At 70.0% G+C, this 20,667-nt stretch carries 19 protein-coding genes; 12 read left to right on the top strand and 7 right to left on the bottom strand.

What is annotated here, in order from left to right; genetic code table 11:
• Positions 1-5: 5 nt before the first annotated feature.
• Positions 6-428 carry a TIGR03667 family PPOX class F420-dependent oxidoreductase gene (locus tag ACXJJ3_RS01735; protein WP_458168057.1) on the top strand — a complete coding sequence of 141 codons (423 nt, stop codon included), beginning with the start codon at positions 6-8 and terminating at the stop codon, positions 426-428.
• On the opposite strand, the gene ACXJJ3_RS01730 is transcribed toward ACXJJ3_RS01735, so the two are convergent.
• From ACXJJ3_RS01730 to ACXJJ3_RS01715, 4 genes are read right to left on the bottom strand one after another with little or no spacing between them, the layout of a single operon-like run.
• Positions 425-673 carry a DUF2630 family protein gene (locus tag ACXJJ3_RS01730; protein ID WP_458168055.1) on the bottom strand — a complete coding sequence of 83 codons (249 nt, stop codon included), beginning with the start codon at positions 671-673 and terminating at the stop codon, positions 425-427. The genes ACXJJ3_RS01735 and ACXJJ3_RS01730 overlap by 4 nt on opposite strands.
• Positions 670-1,437: an ABC transporter permease gene (locus ACXJJ3_RS01725; protein ID WP_458168054.1), complete on the bottom strand. Its 768-nt coding sequence runs from the start codon at positions 1,435-1,437 to the stop codon at positions 670-672. Before ACXJJ3_RS01725 ends, ACXJJ3_RS01730 begins: the two co-directional genes overlap by 4 nt.
• The gene (locus ACXJJ3_RS01720) at positions 1,438-3,138 is read right to left on the bottom strand and encodes an AMP-binding protein (RefSeq protein WP_458168053.1); all 1,701 of its coding nucleotides are present in this window, start codon (positions 3,136-3,138) and stop codon (positions 1,438-1,440) included.
• Between the two features lie 11 nt (positions 3,139-3,149).
• Complete coding sequence (locus ACXJJ3_RS01715; protein ID WP_458168051.1) at positions 3,150-4,196, bottom strand: SLC13 family permease; 1,047 nt, start codon at positions 4,194-4,196, stop codon at positions 3,150-3,152.
• Positions 4,197-4,237: 41 nt separating this feature from the next.
• Between ACXJJ3_RS01715 and ACXJJ3_RS01710 the strand changes: the two genes are divergently transcribed.
• Positions 4,238-6,934: a bifunctional acetate--CoA ligase family protein/GNAT family N-acetyltransferase gene (locus tag ACXJJ3_RS01710; RefSeq protein ID WP_458168050.1), complete on the top strand. Its 2,697-nt coding sequence runs from the start codon at positions 4,238-4,240 to the stop codon at positions 6,932-6,934.
• Here ACXJJ3_RS01710 and ACXJJ3_RS01705 read toward each other — a convergent pair.
• The gene (locus ACXJJ3_RS01705) at positions 6,927-7,439 is read right to left on the bottom strand and encodes a DUF2087 domain-containing protein (RefSeq protein WP_458168049.1); all 513 of its coding nucleotides are present in this window, start codon (positions 7,437-7,439) and stop codon (positions 6,927-6,929) included. The two genes, ACXJJ3_RS01710 and ACXJJ3_RS01705, sit on opposite strands and share 8 nt — an antisense overlap.
• A 45-nt stretch (positions 7,440-7,484) precedes the next feature.
• Between ACXJJ3_RS01705 and ACXJJ3_RS01700 the strand changes: the two genes are divergently transcribed.
• The 5 genes from ACXJJ3_RS01700 to ACXJJ3_RS01680 all read left to right on the top strand — a co-directional run bounded on the left by ACXJJ3_RS01700 (position 7,485) and on the right by ACXJJ3_RS01680 (position 12,767).
• Positions 7,485-8,534: a P1 family peptidase gene (locus ACXJJ3_RS01700; protein WP_458168047.1), complete on the top strand. Its 1,050-nt coding sequence runs from the start codon at positions 7,485-7,487 to the stop codon at positions 8,532-8,534.
• Between the two features lie 96 nt (positions 8,535-8,630).
• Positions 8,631-9,338, top strand: a complete 708-nt coding sequence (locus ACXJJ3_RS01695) for an ABC transporter ATP-binding protein (protein ID WP_458168045.1) — start codon at positions 8,631-8,633, stop codon at positions 9,336-9,338.
• On the top strand, positions 9,335-10,972 hold the full coding sequence (locus ACXJJ3_RS01690) for an FtsX-like permease family protein (protein ID WP_458168044.1): 1,638 nt from the start codon (positions 9,335-9,337) through the stop codon (positions 10,970-10,972). The genes ACXJJ3_RS01695 and ACXJJ3_RS01690 overlap by 4 nt, the downstream gene beginning before the upstream one ends.
• A 57-nt stretch (positions 10,973-11,029) precedes the next feature.
• Complete coding sequence (locus tag ACXJJ3_RS01685) at positions 11,030-11,641, top strand: DUF5998 family protein (RefSeq protein WP_458168043.1); 612 nt, start codon at positions 11,030-11,032, stop codon at positions 11,639-11,641.
• Between the two features lie 4 nt (positions 11,642-11,645).
• Positions 11,646-12,767: an alkaline phosphatase family protein gene (locus tag ACXJJ3_RS01680; RefSeq protein WP_458168042.1), complete on the top strand. Its 1,122-nt coding sequence runs from the start codon at positions 11,646-11,648 to the stop codon at positions 12,765-12,767.
• Here the strand turns inward: ACXJJ3_RS01680 and ACXJJ3_RS01675 are convergent.
• Positions 12,764-14,407, bottom strand: coding sequence for a S8 family peptidase (locus ACXJJ3_RS01675; protein WP_458168041.1), 1,644 nt, complete (start codon positions 14,405-14,407; stop codon positions 12,764-12,766). The genes ACXJJ3_RS01680 and ACXJJ3_RS01675 overlap by 4 nt on opposite strands.
• A 97-nt stretch (positions 14,408-14,504) precedes the next feature.
• On the opposite strand from ACXJJ3_RS01675, the gene ACXJJ3_RS01670 reads away from it, so the two are divergent.
• From ACXJJ3_RS01670 to ACXJJ3_RS01655, 4 genes are all read left to right on the top strand, one after another.
• Positions 14,505-15,158, top strand: coding sequence for a thymidine kinase (locus tag ACXJJ3_RS01670; protein WP_458168040.1), 654 nt, complete (start codon positions 14,505-14,507; stop codon positions 15,156-15,158).
• A complete protein-coding gene (locus ACXJJ3_RS01665; RefSeq protein ID WP_458168039.1) occupies positions 15,155-16,228 on the top strand; it encodes a sulfurtransferase in 1,074 nt (357 codons plus the stop codon). Before ACXJJ3_RS01670 ends, ACXJJ3_RS01665 begins: the two co-directional genes overlap by 4 nt.
• Before the next feature lie 4 nt (positions 16,229-16,232).
• Positions 16,233-17,084: a YbhB/YbcL family Raf kinase inhibitor-like protein gene (locus ACXJJ3_RS01660; RefSeq protein WP_458168038.1), complete on the top strand. Its 852-nt coding sequence runs from the start codon at positions 16,233-16,235 to the stop codon at positions 17,082-17,084.
• Between the two features lie 480 nt (positions 17,085-17,564).
• Positions 17,565-18,620, top strand: coding sequence for a DUF4185 domain-containing protein (locus ACXJJ3_RS01655; protein WP_458168037.1), 1,056 nt, complete (start codon positions 17,565-17,567; stop codon positions 18,618-18,620).
• Here ACXJJ3_RS01655 and ACXJJ3_RS01650 read toward each other — a convergent pair.
• Positions 18,617-19,093, bottom strand: a complete 477-nt coding sequence (locus tag ACXJJ3_RS01650; protein WP_458168036.1) for an N-acetyltransferase family protein — start codon at positions 19,091-19,093, stop codon at positions 18,617-18,619. The two genes, ACXJJ3_RS01655 and ACXJJ3_RS01650, sit on opposite strands and share 4 nt — an antisense overlap.
• A 182-nt stretch (positions 19,094-19,275) precedes the next feature.
• Between ACXJJ3_RS01650 and ACXJJ3_RS01645 the strand changes: the two genes are divergently transcribed.
• Positions 19,276-20,667: an ABC transporter substrate-binding protein gene (locus ACXJJ3_RS01645; protein WP_458168035.1), complete on the top strand. Its 1,392-nt coding sequence runs from the start codon at positions 19,276-19,278 to the stop codon at positions 20,665-20,667.

The following is a 20,667-nucleotide window of genomic DNA, read 5'->3' as shown; positions in this document are numbered from 1 at the left end:
GCTTGATGTTCGACCTCGACACGTCCACCGATTTCGGCAAACGCATCGCCCGTCAGCTCGACGACGAACGCATCGTCTGGCTCACCACCGTCGCCCGGTCCGGTACGCCGGCACCGACGCCGGTCTGGTTCCTCTGGCACGACGGCGAACTGCTGATCGGCAGCGAGCCGGACAAGGCCAAGCTGCGGAACGTCGCCGCCCACCCGCAGGTGGCCGTGAACTTCAACGCGACCCAGACCGGCGGCGACGTCGGGGTGATCACCGGGACGGCGCGGATCGACCCGGAGCCGATCAGCGGCGAGGCTCTGGCGGCGTACAACGCGAAGTACGCCGCTGACATCGAGGGGCTGGGGATGACGCCGGACCAGTTCCACCGGTCGTACTCGGTGCTGATCCGGATCACCCCGGTGAAACTGCGCGGCTTCTAGTTGAGGTAGCCCTCGACGGTGTCGGTGGAGCGGGCCTGGGCGTCGTCGGGGTTCTCGCCGAACTCGCGCTTGGCGCGGCGTTGGCGCAGCAGGTCCCAGCACTGGTCCAGCTCGACCTCGAGGGCCTTGAGGCGAGCCTGCTCGTCGGCGTTGCCGACCTGGCCGGCCGCATGCTTGGTCCGGAGCTCGTGCTCCTCGGCCACCAGGTCGTCGATGCGGCTGAAGATGCCCTTGTCGTCGCTCATGGGGTAACCGTACGCCCGTCCGGCAGCTGAGCGCGGGAGAGCAGCTCGGTGAGCACCAGGATCGCGATCGCTTCCGCGGAGACGAGTCCGATCAGTACGACGAGTTGCAGGGCGGCGGCCTCGACGGGGGAGGCGCCGCCGAGCAGCATGCCGACGTACGCGCCGGGGAGCGCGACCAGGCCGACCGTGCGGGTCTGGTCGAGGGCCGGGAGCAGAGCGTCGCCGGCGACCGGGCCGACGACGAGTTTGAACGCGTCCGGCTGCAGCAGCCCGATCGACAGGCCGGCCTCGAACTCGCCGTACCGGGTGCTGTACTCGCCCAGCACGCGCCGCCCGGCCAGCGTGGTCGCGGTCATCGTGCCGCCGACGATGATCCCGCCCATCGGCAGGATGCTCGCCGGGTTGCGCGGCACCACGCCCGGCAGGATGAGCAGCAGCAGTACGGCGAACGCACCCGAGCCGATCGCCGCCGCGCAGTACAGCCACTGCCGCGGGATCACCGCGGTGTTGTGGATCCGCCGCGTACTGGTCACGGTCGCGACCCCGAACATCAGCAGAACGAACGCGATCGCCCCGAGGGTGTGCTGCAGCGCGACACCGACGACCAGGCCGATCGCGGCCAGCTGCAGGATCGCGCGCAGTGCAGCGGTGACGATGCCCTTGTCGTGCCGCAGCCCGGCGTACCGGGACGCGGCGACGCCGATCGCGATCAGGAGCGGCAGGACGACGAGTGCCGACCAGCCGAGGCCGGTGTGGAAGGTCACTTACCTGAAGTCGGCCTCGTCGTAGGTCTGGCCGCCGTCGCCGCTCTCGACCTTGGCGGCCTCGTCGGCGCGCAGTTCGACGCGCCGGATCTTGCCGGAGATCGTCTTCGGCAGGTCGGCGAACTCGAGCCGCCGGATCCGCTTGTACGGCGCCAGGTGCTCGCGGCAGAACGCCAGGATCTCCCCGGCGAGCTCCCGCGACGGCTCATGTCCCGCGGCGAGAACGACGTACGCCTTGGGGACGGCGAGCCGCACCGGGTCCGGCGACGGCACGACGGCGGCCTCCGCGACGGCCGGGTGCTCGATCAGCACGGACTCCAGCTCGAACGGCGAGATCCGGTAGTCGCTGGCCTTGAACACGTCGTCCGAGCGCCCGACGTACGTGATGTAGCCGTCCGTGTCCCGGGAGGCGACGTCGCCGGTGTGGTAGTACCCGTTCCGCATCACCTCGGCGGTCAGCTCGTCGGCGTCGCGGTAGCCGCGCATCAGCGGGACCGGGGCCGGCGCGAGCTCGATGCAGATCTCGCCGTCGTCGCCGATCTCGTCGGTCGCCGGGTCGATCAGCGCGATGCTGTACCCGGGCAACGGGCGGCCCATCGAGCCGAGCTTCACCGGCTGGCCGGGCGGGTTCCCGATCTGCGCGGTGGTCTCGGTCTGCCCGTAGCCGTCGCGGATCGTGATGTCCCAGGCGTTCCGGACCTGCTCGATCACCTCGGGGTTCAGCGGCTCGCCGGCCGAGATGCACTCGCGGATCTTCACGTCCACCGCGGACAGGTCGGCCTGGATCAGCATCCGCCAGACGGTCGGCGGCGCGCAGAACGTGGTCACGCCGTACGTCGCGAGCACGTCGAGCATCTTCGAGGCGTCGAAGCGCGTGTAGTTGTAGAGGAACACGGTGGCGCCCGCGTTCCACGGCGCGAACACGTTGCTCCACGAGTGCTTCGCCCAGCCGGGGGAGGACACGTTCAGGTGGACGTCGCCGGGCTGCAGGCCGATCCAGTACATCGTCGACAGGTGCCCGAGCGGGTAGCTGACCTGCGTGTGCTCGACCAGCTTCGGCTGGCTCGTCGTACCGGAGGTGAAATACAGCAGCAGCGAGTCGTCGGCGGCGGTGTCGACGTCCGGGACCGGGCCGTCGTAGCGCTCGGAGTCGGGGTAGTGCATCCAGCCGTCCGCGGCCTGGCCGACGGCGACGCGGATGCAGTGGTCGGCGATCCCGGCGTACCGCGGGGCGTCGGCGCCGCTGGTGACGACCGCGCGGACGTTGCCGCGGGTGATCCGGTCGGCGAGGTCGGCGTCGGTGAGCAGCGTGGTCGCGGGGATCATCACGGCACCGGCGCGGATGCAGCCGAGCATGGTCTCCCAGAGCTCGACCTGGTTGCCGAGCACGATCAGCACCCGATCGCCCGGCTTCAGGCCCGCCGCCGTCAGCCAGCCGGCCACCTTGCGGGACCGCTCGGCCATCTCGGCGTACGTCCGCGAGTTGACCTCGCCGTCCTCCTCGACGATGGTCAGCGCGGACACCTCGGGCTGCTCGACCGCGAGCGCGTCGAACCAGTCCCGCGCCCAGTTGAACCGCTCGAACTGCGGCCAGCTGAAGTCCCGGTACGCCGTCTCGTAGTCGTCCCGATGCGCGACCAGGAAGTCCCGCGCCGCCCGGAACTCCCGGGTGACCTCCGAAGTGCTCTGCTCCGTCGCCATGTAGCGCAACATTACCCATTCAGCGCGAGAACGGCTCCGGTCACGACGAGTGGCGTCAGAATCAGCCCGCGCCACAGGAACGACCACCACGAGATGGAGACTCTGGCCGCGTCGCAGCGCGCCCGCCAGAGCAGCGTGGCGAGCGAACCCCACAGCGTCAGCAGGCATCCGCAGTTGACGCCGATGAGCAGGGCGAGCATGCGCTGCGGGCTGTTCGAGGCGACCGGTTCCATCGCCAGGTACGCCGGGAGGTTGTCGAACAGGTTCGCGCCGACCGCGGCGGTCGCGCTCAGCCGTAGCTCGGACGTGGTCCCGGCCACGCGCCGTAACAGGTCCTCGAGCCCGTGCGAGCTCAGGAAGCCGACAACCGTGAACAGCACCACGACCGTCACGACCAGCTTGACCGGAAGCAGTGACCACTTGAGCGCGCTCCGGCGCCGTACGGCGAACAACCCGACCAGGATGAGCGCGCCGATGGTGGCCGGGTACGCCACTTGGACCCCGGACACGAAGGCGGGTCCGAGCAGCACGCAGACCGCGGTGGCGCCCCAGAACAGCACCTTGTCCTCGACCTGCGGCGTCGGCGGCACGTCGTACGTCCGTGGCAGGTCGCGGTGGAACAACGCCGCGAGCACCAGCACCGTGATCACGATCGAGACGATCGCCGGGCGCCAGCTGACCGACAGGTAGCTCACGCCCAGCTCCCGGAACGGGTGCACGGCGAGCAGGTTCGTGAGATTGGACACCGGCAACAGGAGGGAGGCCGTACCGGCCAGCCAGACGGTCGTGAAGGCGAACAGCTTGGGCGGGATGTTGAGCTGGCGGGCCATCGACAGCACCACCGGCGTCAGGAGCACCGCACAGGTGTCCAGCGACAACACGATCGTCAGGCCCGTGGCGAGCGCGACGACCAGCAGCCAGAGCCGCCAGACCCGGCCGCGGGCCAGGTGCGCCGCCTCGCGGGCCGCGACGTCGAACACCTTGGCCTGGTCGGCCAGCTCGGCGATGACCGTCACCGCGATCAGGAACACCAGGACCGGTGCGATCCGCTCGACCAAATTCCCGACCTCCGGTGTGCCCGTTCGATTACGCTGTCTGGGTGCCGGACCAGTATGACCACGAGCTCCCGGACGGCTATCCGGCGGAGTACGAGGCCGACGTCGTCCTGCGGGACGGCGCGACCGCGCACCTGCGGCCGATCACGCCGGCCGACGACGCCCTGCTGGTCGCGTTCTACGCCCGGGTGTCGGAGCAGTCGAAGTACTACCGGTTCTTCGCGCCGTACCCGGAGCTGTCCGACCGGGACGTCGCGCGGTTCACCCAGGTGGACTACCACCAGCGGCTCGCCCTGATCGTCACGGTCGGTGACGAGATGATCGGCGTCGGGCGGTACGAGGGCACCGGCCGGAGTACGGCGGAGGTCGCGTTCCTGATCGAGGACGCGCACCAGGGCCGCGGGCTCGGCCAGTTGCTGCTCGAACACCTGGCCCAGGCCGCCCGCGAGAACGGCATCCACCGGTTCGTCGCCGAAGTACTGCCGGACAACCGGAAGATGATCACGGTCTTCACCGAGGCCGGCTACAAGGTCGCCCGGGAGTTCGAGGACGGCGTGATCATGGTCGAGTTCGACATCGCGCCGACCGACACGTCGTTCGGCGTGATGCAGGCCCGTGAGCAGCGCTCCGAGGCGCTGTCGATCGCGCGGCTGCTGACACCCGGGAGCGTCGCGGTGATCGGCGCGAGCCGGCGCGAGGGCACGATCGGCAACGCGCTGCTCCGCAACCTCCGCGACGGCGGCTTCCCCGGCCGGCTGTACGCCGTCAACACCGACACCAAAGCCGATGAGATCGAGGGCGTCCCGGCGTACCCGACGATCCGGGAGGTCGAGGACACGGTCGATCTCGCGGTGGTCGCGGTGAAGGCCGAGATGGTCGCGGACGTGGTGCTGGACTGCGCCGCGAAGGGGGTCCGCGGGCTGGTCGTGGTGTCCAGCGGGTTCGCGGAGATCGGCGACGAGGGACGGCAGCGGCAGCGGTACCTGGTCGGGCTGGCCCGCTCGTACGGCATGCGGGTGATCGGGCCGAACGCGCTCGGGCTGATCAACACCGCGGCCGGCGTGTCGCTGAACGCCACGCTGTCGCCGTTGATGCCGAGCAAGGGACGGGTCGCGTTCTTCTGCCAGTCCGGCGCGCTCGGCGTCCCGATCCTGGCCGACATGGTCGGCCGTGGCCTCGGCCTGTCGAGCTTCGTCTCGGCCGGCAACCGGGCCGATGTCTCGGGCAACGACCTGATGCAGTACTGGTACTCCGACGAGGCCACCGAGGTGGTACTGCTGTACCTGGAGTCACTCGGGAACCCGCGCAAGTTCAGCCGGGTCTCGCGGCGGCTGGCCGGCCGCAAGCCGGTGGTCGCGCTGAAGTCCGGGCGGGCCACGCAGGGGGTGCCGGTCGGGCAGATGATCCGGCGCAGCCAGTTGCCGGCAGCAACCATCGAGGCGATGTTCCGGCAGAGCGGCCTGATCGGTGTGGACACCACCGGCGAGCTGTTCGACGTCGCCCAGCTGCTTGCGCACCAGCCGCTGCCGAAGGGCCGCCGGGTGGCGATCGTCTCGAACTCCGACGCCCTGACCCTGCTCGCACTGGACACCATGGCCGGCTGCGGCCTCGAGGTGGCGGGGGAGCCGCGGAACCTGCGCCCGGATGCGAGCCCGTCGGACTTCGGGCTGGCGCTGTCCGAGGTGTTCTCCGACGACAAGGTGCACTCGGTCGTGGTCATCTACACGCCGCCGGTGCAGTCCAGCGGCGGCGAGATCGCGCAGGTCCTGGCGGCCGCCGCGGCCGGATCGGACAAGCCGGTCGTGTCGACGTTCCTCGCGTCTCGCAGCGTGCCCGAGGAGCTCCGGGTGCCGGACGAGGACGGGGGAGCGACGCGCGGTTCGATCCCGTCGTTCCTGAACCCGCAGTACGCCGTGGGCGCGCTCGCGAAGGCCACGCAGTACGCCGAGTGGCGGCGGCGCTCGGACAGCCGGATCCCGGACCTGCCGGACGTCGACACCGCTGCCGCCGAGGACTTCGTCGCGGAGTACCTGCAGCGGCACCCGTCCGGCGCGGACCTGGACGAGGCGGACCGGCAGCGGCTGCTGAGCTTCTACGGGATCACGGTGCTGCCGGCGTTCCCGGTGCTGAGCGGCGACGAGGCGGTCGCGCGGGCCGCGGACCTCGGGTTCGAGGTGATCCTGAAGGCGACCGCGGAGCAGTGGCGGATGCGGCCGGACCTGGCCGACATCTGGCGGCACATCCACGACGAGGACGACATGCGGGCCGCCTGGGCGGAGATGACCCGGACGTTCGGGGTGGCCGCGGATCCGGGGCGGGCGCAGTTCGTCGTGCAGAAGATGGCGCCGCCGGGCGTACCGGTGGTGATCTCGACGATCGAGGACGTGTCGTTCGGGCCGGTGGTCACGTTCGGGCTGTCCGGGGTGGCGACGGACCTGCTCGGCGACCGGTCGTACCGGATGCCGCCGCTGACCACGCGGGACGCGGCGGAGATGGTCCGCGAGGTGAAGGCGGCGCCGCTGCTGTACGGCTACCGCGGCTCGGATCCCGTGGACATCAGCGCGATCGAGGACCTGCTGCACCGGGTCTCCCGGCTGACACTCGACCTCGAGGAAGTCGTCCGGCTGGACCTGCGGTCGGTGCTGGTGTCGGCCGAGGGGGCGACAGTGCTGGACACCCGGGTCCGGATCGCCCCGAACGAGAAACCCCGCCAGGACACGCCCGCCCGCCGCCTCACCTAGTGCGTGTGTAGATGCCGTTCTCCCGCCGCAACAGGCCTGCGTCCACCAGCCCGCGGCGGAGAGCAGCGTGGTCGGGGTGCCAGCGGTTGAGCAGTTCGTTCACCTCGGGCTCGGGGTACGCGCGACCGGCCTCGAAGGTCTGGACGATGTGTTCGAGAACGACCTGATACTTCTCCGGGTACGTCGGGAAGTGCGTCAGCTGCCCGTCCCGGATGAAGGACTTCAGCACGTTGTCCCGCGCCGGATCCGGATCGAGCGGCACCCGCTCCGGCCGGTGCTGCCGGACGGCGTCCTTGAACACCGCGGCATCCGCGGTGAACCCGTCCCGGCTCGCCGTGATCAGCCCGCCCTTGGTCAACCGCTGCAGCGCCTTCACCACGACCGGCGCGTCCAGGCCGGTACTCCCGGCCACCTGCTCCGGAGTCGCGGCGCCGAGGACGATCGCGGAGTACGTCCGCAACCTCGACGGCTCGGCCAGCAGACCACACAACTGATCGGCGTTCATACCTTTCACGCTATGCGGCGTTGCAACCGGATTTAGGATCGGTGCATGCAACCCGGCCCGCAGAACGCGATCACCGACGTCCCCGGAATCCACGTCGGCCAGGTGGAGCGGCTCGACCCGCCGTACCTGACCGGCACGACCGTCCTGCACTTCCCGCACCCGGCCGTCGCCGCGGTCGACGTGCGCGGCGGTGCGCCCGGGACGCGCGAGACCGACCTGCTCTCGCCGGTGAACTCGAACGGCGGCGTCAACGCGATCGTCCTCACCGGCGGCAGCGCGTTCGGGCTCGACACGGCCGGCGCCGTGATGGGCAAGCTGGAGGAGCGCGGCGAGGGCGTCCGGGTCGGGCAGGGCGAGTTCGACGTGGTGCCGATCGTGCCGACCGCGGTCATCTTCGACCTGGCGCGAGGTGGTGACTTCAAGGCCCGGCCCGAGCCGTCCTGGGGTGCGGACGCACTCGCCGCCGCCTCCGACGGTCCGGTTGCCCTGGGCAACCACGGCGCGGGCGCCGGGGCGAGGGCCCGGACGTTGAAGGGCGGCGTCGGGTCGGCGAGCGTGCGGCTGGACGACGGTACGACCGTCGGCGCGCTGGTGATCGTGAACGCGGCCGGCTCCACGGTCGACGCGGACGGGAACCTGTACGGCGCCCGCCTCGGCCTCGGTGACGAGTTCGCCCACCTGCAGACGCCGACCGAGGTGCCGCCGGCCGCCGCGCCCGGGCGGAACCTGATCCCCGGTCCCTCGATGAACACCGTGATCGCCGTGGTCGGCACCGACGTACCGCTGGACAAGGCCGCGACCAAGCGGATGGCGATGATCGCGCACGACGGGCTGGCCCGGGCGATCGACCCGATCCACACGCTTGTCGACGGCGACAGCATCTTCGCGGTGTCGACCGCGACGGACGGCCCGCGGCTGAGCGTCAACGACCCGACCGCGCTCGCCCAGCTGGAGACCGTGTACGCCGCCGGGGCGCGGACGCTGACCCGCGCGATCGTGCACGCGATGCTGGCCGCGGAGTCGGTGGAGACGCCGGACGGGGTGATTCCGGCGTACCGGGACGCCTTCCCGTCGGCGTTGCGACGTACGACCTGAGTCGTACGCCGATCCGCCGAAAGGCCCCCGAAGGCGATCCGAAGACCGGCCCGTGGTCCGACGCTCGCGGGCGGTGATCGCGAAAGGCTCTGGGGTATGAACTTCCAGAGTCCCCAGGTTGCGCCCCAGGTCGTGCTGAGCGGTCACGGCCTCGTCAAGTACTACGGCAGCGTCGTCGGCCTGGCCGGTGTGGACGTCGCGGTCCGCTCCGGCGAGGCGCTCGCGGTGATGGGTCCCAGCGGCAACGGCAAGACGACGCTGCTGCACGTACTGGCCGGCATCCTGACGCCGGACCAGGGCGAGGTGTGGCTGGGCGGCGAGCGCGTCGACCAGCTGAACGACGCGGCCCGGACGGTACTGCGGCGCCGGCGGCTCGGGTTCGTGTTCCAGGACAACCAGCTGCTCGCGGAGCTGCCCGCGGACGAGAACGTCGCGCTCCCGCTGATGGTCGACGGCCTGAGCCGGCGGGACGCGATCGCCCGGGCCCGGAACACGCTCGCCCAGGTCGGCCTCGCCGCTGAGGCGGGGCGGCGTCCGGGCGAGTTGTCCGGCGGTCAGGCCCAGCGGGTGGCGATCGCCCGCGCCCTGGTCGGCGAGCCGCAGGTCGTCTTCGCCGACGAACCCACCGGCGCTCTCGACGCGGCGACCGGCTCGCAGGTCATCGAGCTGCTGGTCGGTGCTGCCACCTATCGCGGTGCCGCGGTTGTGGTCGTGACCCACGACAACGCCGTAGCCGCCCGTTGCCACCGGACGTTGAACATCGTCGACGGTCGCGTCAGCGAGACCGCGGGAGTTGTCCGATGAGCCCGATGACCGACCTCGGCCTGCGGTTCGTCCGCCGGCCAGGACCTGGCGGACGGGCGGCGAACCTGGCCGCCTTCGGGGCCACCGCTGTAGTTGCGTTGCTGGTGACGTTCCTGATCGCGGGGTCGCTCGGGCTGTCGCATCGGTCCGAGCGGATCGGCTGGCGCAGCGCGGACAAGGCCGACCCGTCGACGGCGGTCGGCATGCTCGACGTCCATGAAGACCAGAGCGTCGCCGGCCACCGTACGACGGTCATCGACCTCGCGGTGCTCAAGCCGAACGAACCCGCACCGCCTGGCCTGGACCACGCGCCGAAGCCTGGCGAGGTCTACGTGTCACCGGAGGTCGCGAAGCACTGGACGAAGCAGTACGGACTGGACAAGCCGACCTGGATCATCAGTAGCAAGGGCCTGTCGTCGCCCGAGGAGTACGTCATCATCCGTGGCGTCGACACGATCCCGGCCGACGAACATCCGCAGTACCTGAGCAGCTGGAACGACCACGTCTGGGACAGCCGCATGCTCGGCCTCACCATCGCGGTCGGCTTCGGGATCATGCTGGTGCTGTTCCCGATCCTCAGCCTGGTCGGACAGGCCGCAGGCGTCGCGGCCAAGCGTCGTGAGCATCGGCTAGCCGCTCTGCGTCTCGCCGGCGCCACCCGCACGCAGGTTCTCTGGCTGAGCGCAGTAGAGCAGGCCGTGCTCGGTCTTGCGGGCGCGGTGGTCGGGCTGATCGGTTACTCCGCGTTGAGCCCGCTGATCGCGCAGATCCCGCTGGGCGGCGGACGCTGGTACCTCGGCGACATCACCGTGCAGTGGTGGACCGTCCTGGTCGTACTGGTCGCCGTACCGATCCTGTCCGTCGTCAGCGCGCTCATCGGGCTCGGCCGGGTCAGCATCACGCCCCTGGGCGTCGTACGTGGTCAAACCCGCAAGGGCGTCACCGCGCTTCGGGCAGGTCTGTTGGTCATCGGTCCGGCGATTCTTGGCTACTACGGTCTGCAGGGCGCGTTCCTGCCGTTGCTGTTCGGTGTGGGCTTCGCTGCCCTTGCTGTGCGGGTGATCGGGCCGTGGGCGGTGCAGCTGGTCGGTAAGGCGATGGCCAACAGTGCGAACAAGCCCGTGACGTTGTTGGCCGGCCGACGGCTGGTCGACGACCCGAAGGGTGCGTTCCGGCCCGTGGCGGCGCTGGTGCTGTCCGGTTTCGTCACCGGCTTCATCTCGGTGTTCATGCCGTCCGGTAACGACGACCCGACGTTCCAGGACATGCGGATCGGCGTGGCATTGCTGCTGTCGCTGGTGTTCCTGACCGTGGCCGCGTCCACAGCCGCCGGCGCAGTCGGTACGGCGTTGGACCAGGCCGCACCGGCCCGTGCGCTGCGGCGTTCCGGCGTACCGCTCACTGTGATCGAGCGGGCCGCGCGACTCGCCGCCGTCGTACCTGTACTGGGTGTTGGCCTGCCTGTGGTCGGTTTCGGGGCGTTCTGCGGGCTTGTGCTCAGTGGCGGCCGGGTGATCACGCAGGGGAGTTCCGGGCTGTTCCTGCTGCTGGGGCAGGTGGTCGTGGGTCTCGTGCTGGTCGCGGTCGCGGGGGCCGCCGGTGCTCCGGTGTTACGGAAGGCAAGTGCGAACTGATCGCGGTTGTCCACAAGGGTGAAACGCTCGGCGCCCTGATCGTGCAAGGATGAGGGCATGCGTGACCTGAATGCACCGGAGCTCGCGGATGCGTCGGCGGACCTGCGCGACGCGATAGATCGGTGCGGCTACTACCCCGATGTGGTGACCGACTCGCTCGAGGTGGCGATCGCCGACGAGCCGATCCGGGCCTATGTCCTGCAGCACGAGCCGACGTTCGATCGGGACGAGGTCCGGCGGCACATCACGATCCTGGCGCTGACCCCGACCCGGCTGATCGTCGGGCACACCGACGAGCACGCCGCCGACGAGCTGATCCGCGCGCCCTATGCGTCCACCTCGACCGAGGCGATCCCGCTGCACCGCGTGAACGCCGTCGTCGTCAACCGCGTCGTTCCGAACCCGGCCGGTTATGCGACCGGCAAGGCCGACCCGGCGGTGGCCGGCAGCGGCGAGGTCGTGCTGACCATCGGCTGGGGCATGGTGAACCGGATCGATCTCGAGCCGGCCGTCTGCGCCGACCCGAACTGCGAGGCCGACCACGGCTACACCGGCTCGGTCGCGGCCGACGACATCTCGTTGCGGATCAGCGCCGCGGCGGACGGCCCGGCGGGGATCCAGCAGGTGCTCGAGTTCGCGAAGGCGCTCTCGTTCGCGACCAGCAGGTAGCGCCGTGATCGTCCCGGTGTCCCCGCAGTACGGCGGCGGTGCCCTCGCCGACGTACTGCCGTCCGTGGCCGGCGCCCTGGCGGTGCCGGGGGAGACCAACGTCCTCGACCTGCCACCCGCCTCGCGGTATGCGGTCCTGCTCTTCGACGGCCTCGGGTGGAACCTGCTCAAGCGGTACGCCGAAGCCGCGCCGTACCTGTCGTCGATCGCGGGGCGCAGCCTGACCGCGGGTGTGCCGTCGACGACCGCGGTCAGCCTGACCAGCCTCGGTACCGGTCTGCCGCCGGGCGCGCACGGCATGGTCGGCTACACGTCGATCGTCCCGGAGAGCGGCGCGCTGCTGAATGCGTTGCAGTGGGACGCTCCGGTGGATCCGCGGCGCTGGCAGCCGCATCCGACCGTGTTCGATCGGGTGACGGCCGCGGGAGTCGCGACCCGCAACGTGAGCAAGGTGCGGTTCGAGAAGTCAGGTCTGACGGCGGCGGCGTTCCGGGGGAGCATGCACCGCGGCGCGGACACGATCGAGGACCGGCTGGACGCGACCCGGTTCGCGAGCCGCGAGGGCCGGTCGTCGCTGGTGTACGTCTACGACTCCCAGCTCGACTACATCGGCCACCAGCAGGGCTGCGACTCCTCGCAGTGGCAGAAGGAGCTGACCGCGGCCGACACGTTCGCCCAGCAGGTCCGCTCCGCGCTGCCGCGAGACGCCGTACTGATCGTGGTCGCCGACCACGGCATGATCGACGTCGCACCCGAGCACCGCGTCGACCTGGACGCGGAGCCCGCGCTTACCGAGGGCGTCAGCCTGGTCGGCGGCGAGTCCCGTTTCCGACACCTGTACTGCGCGCCCGGCGCGGACGCCGACGTACTGGCGACGTACCAGGAACGGCTGGGGGAGAAGGCGCTCGTGCTGACCCGCGCGGAGGCGATCGGCCGCGGCTGGTTCGGCCCGGCCGTCGAGGAGCGGGTGCTGCCGCGGCTCGGTGACGTGATCGTCGCGGCGCTCGGCCCGCTCGCGCTGGTCGCCAGCCGTCGGTACGCGCAGGAGGCCGCACTGATCGGCTTGCACGGGTCACTCACCCCGGACGAGATGGAGATCCCGCTCCTCGTCGACACCGGGAACTAGAAGCTCCAGACGTCCCAGAAGAAGCTCGTCGTCGCGGTCTTCGCCTCGCCGTCGCGCGCGGTGACGGTGACCTTGTACCGGCCGGAGCCCGGCGTGAGGACGCCGACGACCCAGCCGTCGGTCTTGTCGATGCTGAGGCCGGGCGGCAGACCGACCGCGGTGTAGGTGATCTCGCCGGTACCGCCGGTGCCCTTCAGCTGCAGCGGGACCGCCGGGATACCGCCGAACCCGAGCTGCTCGGACGGTTGCGCGACCGCGAGTGCGCCCTGGGGTTGGGCAGCCGCCGCGCCGACGGCCTCGGCGGCGTCGACCAGACCCTCGCCGTAGTACGAGTTGTCGGCGGGCGAGCCGGTGCATTGGCCCGCGGAACCGGCCGGGCAGGCGAGGTCGTTCGCCTGCTGCGCGAGCTTCGCGCGGACCTGGGCCGGGGTGAGCTTCGGGTTGACGCTGCGGATCAAGGCGGCGACACCCGCGACGTGCGGCGACGCCATCGACGTACCCTCGAGGACCTTGTAGCCACCGCCCGGCACCGTCGAGTAGACGGCCTGTCCGGGCGCGGCCAGGTTGATCTTGTTGTCGCCGTAGTTCGAGAACGGGGACTTGAGGTTGGTCGGGTCGACGGACGCGACCACGACGACGTTCGGCAGCTCGGTCGGCAGGCTGATGCAGTCGTTCGTGATCGGCCGGTCGGTCGCGGTCGAGTCGTCCGGGCTGGTGTTGTCGTCGGTCTTGTTCGCCAGGTCGTAGTCCTCGTTACCGGCGGCGGCCACGTTCACGACGCCCTTGGTGTCCGAGTACGCGACGGCCCGGCGGACGGCCTCGGCGATCGCGTCCTGATCCTTGTCGCTCGGGCAGTTGAACAGCCATGGGTCGACGTAGTAGCTGTTGTTCGTCACCGAGACGCCCTTGTCGGCGGCGTACATGAACGCGCACACCGTGTTCTCCGGGAAGAACAGCTGGCTGCCCGGCTCCGCGATCCGGATCGACGACACCCGCACACCCGGCGCGACGCCGATCATGCCGATGCCGTTCTTCGCGGCCGCGATCGTGCCCGCGACGTGCGTACCGTGTTCGCCGACCGGACGCCAGGCACCGGGACGGGCGTCGACCTTGCCGTACGCGCAGGACGCCGACTTGGTCGCGTCGAAGTTCGCCTTCAGGTCCGGGTGCTGGTCGTCGACGCCGGTGTCCAGGACGCCGACCGTGATGTTCTTCGAGCCCGGGTTTTTCGTCCAGGCCCGGTCCGCGCCGATCTGCGCCATGTCCTGGCGGTCGGACTCGGCCTGCGTGGTCGCCACCTCCGGCACCTGCTGCGGGATCGCCGGATTGCCGACCTCGGCAGGCAAGTCCGTGGTCCGGGTCGCGCCCGCCTTCTGGACCCCGGCGACACCGCGCAGCTTGTCCGCGAAGTCGGCCGCCGTCGAATGCGCGACGATCACGCCGATCGCGTCGTACGTCGCGTACACCGAGCCGCCGTTCTGCGTGATTGCGCCGGTGACCTGGGCGGTCTGGTTCGGTGCGGTGATCACGAAGTACGCCCGCAGCCCCGCCTCCGAACGCGCCGGCGCCGCGGCAGCCGGCTGGACGGCGGAGACGGCCAGCAGACAGGCCGCCAGGACGAGAAGCAGGGGTTTGCGCACGATTCATTCAAACGGACCCGGGGCTCAGAACCCAACCCACCCCTCCGACACACCCCGGAGTGCGCGGCGGCCCGTTGACTTGGCAGGATGTTCGCCCGTGGCTGAGCTCCTGTACTTCACCGGCACCATGGACTGCGGCAAGTCGACACTGGCGCTGCAGATGGACCACAACCACAAGGCGCGCGGCCGCCGCGGCCGGATCTTCACCAGCCACGACCGGGCCGGGGAGTCGGTGCTCTCGTCCCGGCTCGGGCTGTCCGCCGACGCGGTCGAGGTGCGCGGCGAGTTCGACTTCTGGGACTACGTCGTCGGCGAGCTGACGCACGGCGGGCGGATCGACTACGTGGTCTGCGACGAGGCCCAGTTCTACAGTCCGCTGCAGATCGAGCAGCTCGCCCGGCTCGTCGACGAGCTGCAGATCGACGTGTTCTGCTTCGGGATCCTGACCGACTTCCGGGCCACGCTGTTCCCCGGCTCGGCGCGGCTGGTCGAACTCGCGGACCGGATGGAACTGCTCCAGGTCGAGGCGCTGTGCTGGTGCGGTGAACGGGCCACGCACAACGCCCGTACGATCGGTGGGGAGATGGTGACCGAAGGCGAACAGCTGGTGGTGGGTGACATCGAGACACACGACCACGAGGTCGCGTACGAGGTCCTCTGCCGCCGGCACCACCGCCGCCGCCTCACCCAGGCGCGCGCCCGCGCCACGCTGTCACCCGAGGTCCTGCCGTTCGGAGGAGCCGCATCGTGAACCCGTTGATCACCGTCGAGGAACTACGCGCACTGGAGACGCCTCCGGTCCTCGCCGACGTCACCTGGAACCTGGCCGGCCCTCCCGGCAAGGAAGCCTACGACGCCGGCCACCTACCGGGTGCGCACTTCGTAGACCTCGACACCGAACTGGCCGGCCCACCCGGCCCCGGCCGCCACCCGTTGCCCGACGCAACCACCGTGACGGCCACCTTCCACCGCCTCGGCATCACCTCCGCCGACACACCGGTAGTGGTGTACGACGCCGCCACCTCCATGTCGGCAGCCCGCGCCTGGTGGACCTTCCGCTACTTCGGCCTCACCAACGTCCGCGTCCTGGACGGAGGCCTAGCCGCCTGGCAAGCAGCCGGCGAACACCTGACAACCAAGGCCCCACCGCCAGCTGGTGGAGCAGAGCTGACAGGCGAGGCTCTTCCGCCGGCCGGAGGAGAACGGCTGACAGCCGCCGAGGGACAGGCTCGCAGCGAGCGACAAGCTCCCGCCAAGGGACACGCTCCGGCCGAGGGACAGGCTCGCGGCGAGGGACACGCTCCCGCGGAGCGACAAGCTGCTGCCAAGGGACAGGCTGCCGCCGGTGGAGAGGGGACTGCCGCCCCGGCAACCAACTCCACCGGTGCCGACGGGAGCACAGGCGAGGCCGTCGGCGGTTTCATCGCGACTCCTGGACATCTTCCCGTGCTGGATGCGGACGGAGCGGCAGCGGTCGCCGGGCGGGGGATCTTGCTGGATGCGCGTGCTCCGGAGCGGTTCACGGGCGAGGTCGAGCCGATGGACCCAGTTGCGGGACACATCCCGGGAGCAGTGAACGCGCCCACCGGTGCGAACGTCACCGAGAGCGGACACTTCCGCCCGGCCGACGAGCTTCGGGAGCGGTTCGCGGCGCTCGGGGTGAAGGGCGGCTCCGAGGTGGCCGTGTACTGCGGTTCCGGCGTGACCGCCGCGCACGAGGCACTCGCGCTGGAGTCCGCGGGGATCCCCTCGACGGTGTACGTCGGCAGCTGGTCCGAGTGGGTGACCGACCCGAGTCGCCCGGTCGCCACCGGGCGGTAGACCAATGCCCGCGAACCCGCTCGGCGTACTGCTGCGCAACCGGCGCGCCGGGCAGGACAAGCTCGCCTGGGCACGCCCGGAGCTGCAGGCCCCGGAGACCTTCACCCTGACCAGCCCCGCCTTCGAGCACGGTACGCCGATCCCGCCCGCACACCGAGGCCACGTATTCGGCGCGAACATCTCACCGCCCCTAGCCTGGACGGAGCCGCCCGCGGGCACGCTCGAGCTCGTCCTGATCGTCCAGGACCCCGACGTACCGCACAGCACCCCCGCCGTCCACGCCCTCACAGTCGGCATCAACCCATCCTCCGGCGCCCTCCCCGCGAACGCCCTAACCAACCACCCCACCCCACCCACCGACCCGGCACCCACCCCACCCACCCCCGCCGTACCCGCCCCCGCCGCGTCTACCACCGCGCGCGCGGCCGACCCATCTACCGACGCCGTGCCTACGCCGGACGCGTCTACCGACGCCGTGCCTACGCCCGACGCGGCTACCGCCGCGCCCGCGGTAGACCCGTCTACTGCCGCTGCGCCTGACGTGTCTACCGCCGTGCCTACGCCCGGCGTGTCCACCGCCGTGTCTGCGGCCGACCCGTCCGCCGTCGGCGACGCCGCGCGGGACCGTGCCGGGGGCGGCGAGCTGCGGCACGGGCGTGGACCGCTTGGGCGGCGTGGGTGGATCGGGCCGATGCCGATCCGCTCGCACGGTCCCCACGCGTACGTCTTCCAGCTCTTCGCCCTGGACCGACCCACGGACCTCCCGCCCGGCTTCACCCTCGCCCAGCTCACCGCCGCGATCACCGGCCACCTCCTCGGCCGCGCTCGGCTCGACGGGACGTACGAGGTCTCCTGAGGCTGGCCGCACACACGAGGGGATGTCCCCTCGTGTTGCTGGTTCTCCGCTCTCATACCAGGGGAGAACCAGCAAGACGAAGGGATATCCCCTCAAGTGCGGTCGCCTCGAATGCCGCGATCAGCGGCCAGGTCCTCGGTCGCGCTCGGCTCGACGGGACGTACGAGGTCTCCTGAGGCTGGCCGCACACACGAGGGGATGTCCCCTCGTGTTGCTGGTTCTCCGCTCTCATACCAGGGGAGAACCAGCAACGCGAAGGGACATCCGCTCAAATGCCCCTCGCGCCGGTGGCCACGATCCTCTCCGCTCCCTCCGTCGCCTCGGTTGCCTCCGCTGCCTCGGTGGCCTAGGTGGTGGCGGTGGTTGGTGGTGGGGTCGTGGGGTGGTTGAGGGTTGACTTCGGGTGTGGGGGTGCGGGATTCTGTGGCAGAAATCGATTTCCCATCAGTCCGCCCCCGTTGATGCTGGGAGTCACCACAGATGATGAAGCGATCCACGTTCCTCAAGGCCGCGGTCGGTGCCGGTGTGCTCGCCGCCGTACCAGGGCGAGCGTTCGGCAGTACCCAGGCAATCCAGACCAACAAGGTCGCGGACCTGACCGGGCCGGGACTCACCGACCGGTTCCGGATGGCGGCGACCGATCTCGGGATTCCGGCGCGTACGCCGGACGGCCGGTTGCTGTTCATGTTCGGCGACACGTTCGAAGAAGCGCGGGTCGGCGGCGGCTGGTGGCGTTCGCCGGTGGCGCTGTGGTCGACGACGTCGGACCTGAGCGGCGGCGTGAAGTGGTCCGGCGCGGTCGGCGGTGATGCGGCGCAGCAGCTCTGGGACTACCCGCACGACAACCCGACGTTCTCGACCGTGCTGCCGTCGGACGTGATCACGATCGGCGGGTCGATGTACCTGCACGCCATGGTCAACAAGGGCCTCGGGAACGTCGTGTGGACGGAGATCTGGCGCTCCGACAACTCCGGTGCCAGCTGGTACCACACCGGCGCGAAGTTCGACCCGAACATCGACGGCGGGATGTTCCAGCTGCTCACCTGGGGTCTCGGGAACGACGGGTACGTGTACGTCTACTCGACCGGGTTCCAGCGCAACAAGCCGATCATCCTGAAGCGGGTCCGGCAGGAGCAGATCGCGAATCCGGGCGCGTACGAGCCGTGGGGTTACCGCGACGGCATCTGGGCGTGGGGCAATCCGGCGACCCCGATCCTGAACGGCAGTTTCGGCGAGATGAGTCTGCGGCCGCTCGGTGGGAGGTGGGTGCTGACCTGGTTCAACGCCGGCGACTACCGGATCGACGGCATGATCATGGACACGCCGACGTCGAACCTGTACACGGCGTACCGGCAAACCCTGATCTACGGCGGCGCGTGGGGCTCGGAGGACGACAACCACGTGGCGCAGCTGTACGGCGGGTACGTGATCCCGGGCTCGACGCTGTCCGACATGCACCTGTCGGTCAGCCAGTGGAACACCGACGCCGGCTGGCCGTACCGGGTGATGCAGTTCCGCGTCCGCGGGTTCGGCTAGAGCTCCAGCACCATCGTGTCGGACGTCCCGACGACGCCGACCTTGCGGAAACCGAGTGATTCGTAGAGGCCCCGCGCGGGGTTGTCCGGGTCGACGCTGAGCGACAACCTCCGGTACGACGCCGCGCGGGCCTGCGCGGCTGCTTCGGTCAGCACGGCCCGCGCCACCCCGCGCCGGCGAAACCCCGGCGCCACCCCGAGCGTCAGCTCCGGTACGTCGTCCGCGACGTACCCGTAGCCGGGCCGATCCGCTGTGAGGAGCCGCGCCCAGGTGGCGCCGGCGGGGGAGCCGTCGATCTCCGCGACGACCCCGAAATCCCCGTCGAGCGGCCAGCCGCCGAGGTACCCCCACGCGCGCGGGTCCTGCCGTACTTTCGCCTCGTCGTACCAGGGTGTCCCGTCCCAGTTGCACGCCTCGAGCAACATCTCCAGCAGGAACGGGAAGTCGGCAGCGGTCGCCGGTCGCAGATGCATGCCCTCATCCTCACGCCCCGCGACCGCGGGCTTCCATCGGTTTTCGGACGTTGCGAAAGCGTTACCGCAGATGCCGGGATCTAGGTCTTGAGTTAGTAACACGCTTGGTTTAACTTACTCGGGACCTGGCCGGTGTGTGGCTCAGAGCACACCGGCGGCATCCGGAAACCTGAGGAGTTCCGATGACGTTTGCGAGCAGGTGGGGCCGGTTCGGTACTGCCCTCGGAGTGGCTGGGCTGTTGCTGGCGGCGGGTTGCGCGAAGGGCACCACGCCCGGCGCGGCCGGCAGCGGCGGTGGTGACATCGACGAGAAGGCGCCGGTGACGATCACGATCGGCGACCGGCCCACCCCGGACAAGCCGAACGACGTGAAGGCCTTCGACCAGAAGATCAAGGACTTCATGGCGAAGAACCCGAACATCACGGTGAAGTCGACCGAGACCAACTGGCAGGCGCAGACCTTCCAGGCACAGGTCGCGGGCGGCACGCTGCCGACGGTGATGAGCATCAGCTTCACCGAGCCGGCCAACATGATCCCGAACAAGCAGCTGCCGGACATCACCGACGAGCTGAAGCTGGTCGACATGACCAAGGACCTGAACCCGAACGTCCTGAAGATCGTCCAGGACGACAAGGGCCGGATCTACGGCGTACCGATCGACGTGTTCTCGGTCGGCCTGGCCTACAACCGGAACCTGTTCAAGCAGGCCGGCCTGGACCCGGACAAGCCGCCGACGACCTGGGACGAGGTCCGCGCGGACGCCAAGCAGATCGCGGAGAAGACCGGCAAGGCCGGCTACGCGCAGCTCACCACCAACAACACCGGTGGCTGGATGCTGACCACGATGACGTACAGCATGGGCGGCAGCATCGAGAGCCAGGACGGCAAGAAGAGCACGTTCAACGACGCGCCGACCAAGAAGGCGCTGCAGCTGCTCAAGGACATGCGCTGGACCGACAACTCGATGGGCAGCAAGTTCCTCTACAACCAGGAGGAGATCCGGCAGGACTTCGCGGCCGGCAAGATCGGCATGGTCATGCAGGCGCCGGACGCCTACGACATGAGCGTGAAGAACTTCGGCATGAAGCCCGCCGACTTCGGTGAGGGCGCGCTGCCGCAGGACGGCGGCCCGCACGGCACGCTGACCGGCGGCGCGCTGAAGATGATCAGCCCGAAGGCGACCAAGAACGAGATCGTCGCGGCGCTGAAGTGGATCCGGTTCGACCAGTTCGACAAGTACACCAGCGAGGCCTCGGCGGTGGCGGACGCGAAGACCGCGATCGCGGACAAGGGCTTCGTCGGCCGGCCGGGCATCAGCCCGCTGAGCCAGGAGACGTACGACCAGTACAACAAGTGGATCCAGCCGTACGTGAACGTCCCGGTGAACCAGTTCCAGGGCTACATCGACTCCACGAAGACCCTGAAGCTGCTGCCCGAGCCGCCCAACAAGGGCCAGGAGGTCTACTCGCTGCTCGACCCGTTGGTCCAGCAGGTGCTGACCAAGAAGGACGCGGACGTCGACAAGCTGGTCAGCGACGCCGCCTCGAAGGTCGACGCGCGTCTGGCGCGGTAA

It is taken from the genome of Kribbella sp. WER1 (assembly GCF_054189145.1).
This window is presented reverse-complemented; position numbering and strand designations above follow the sequence as displayed.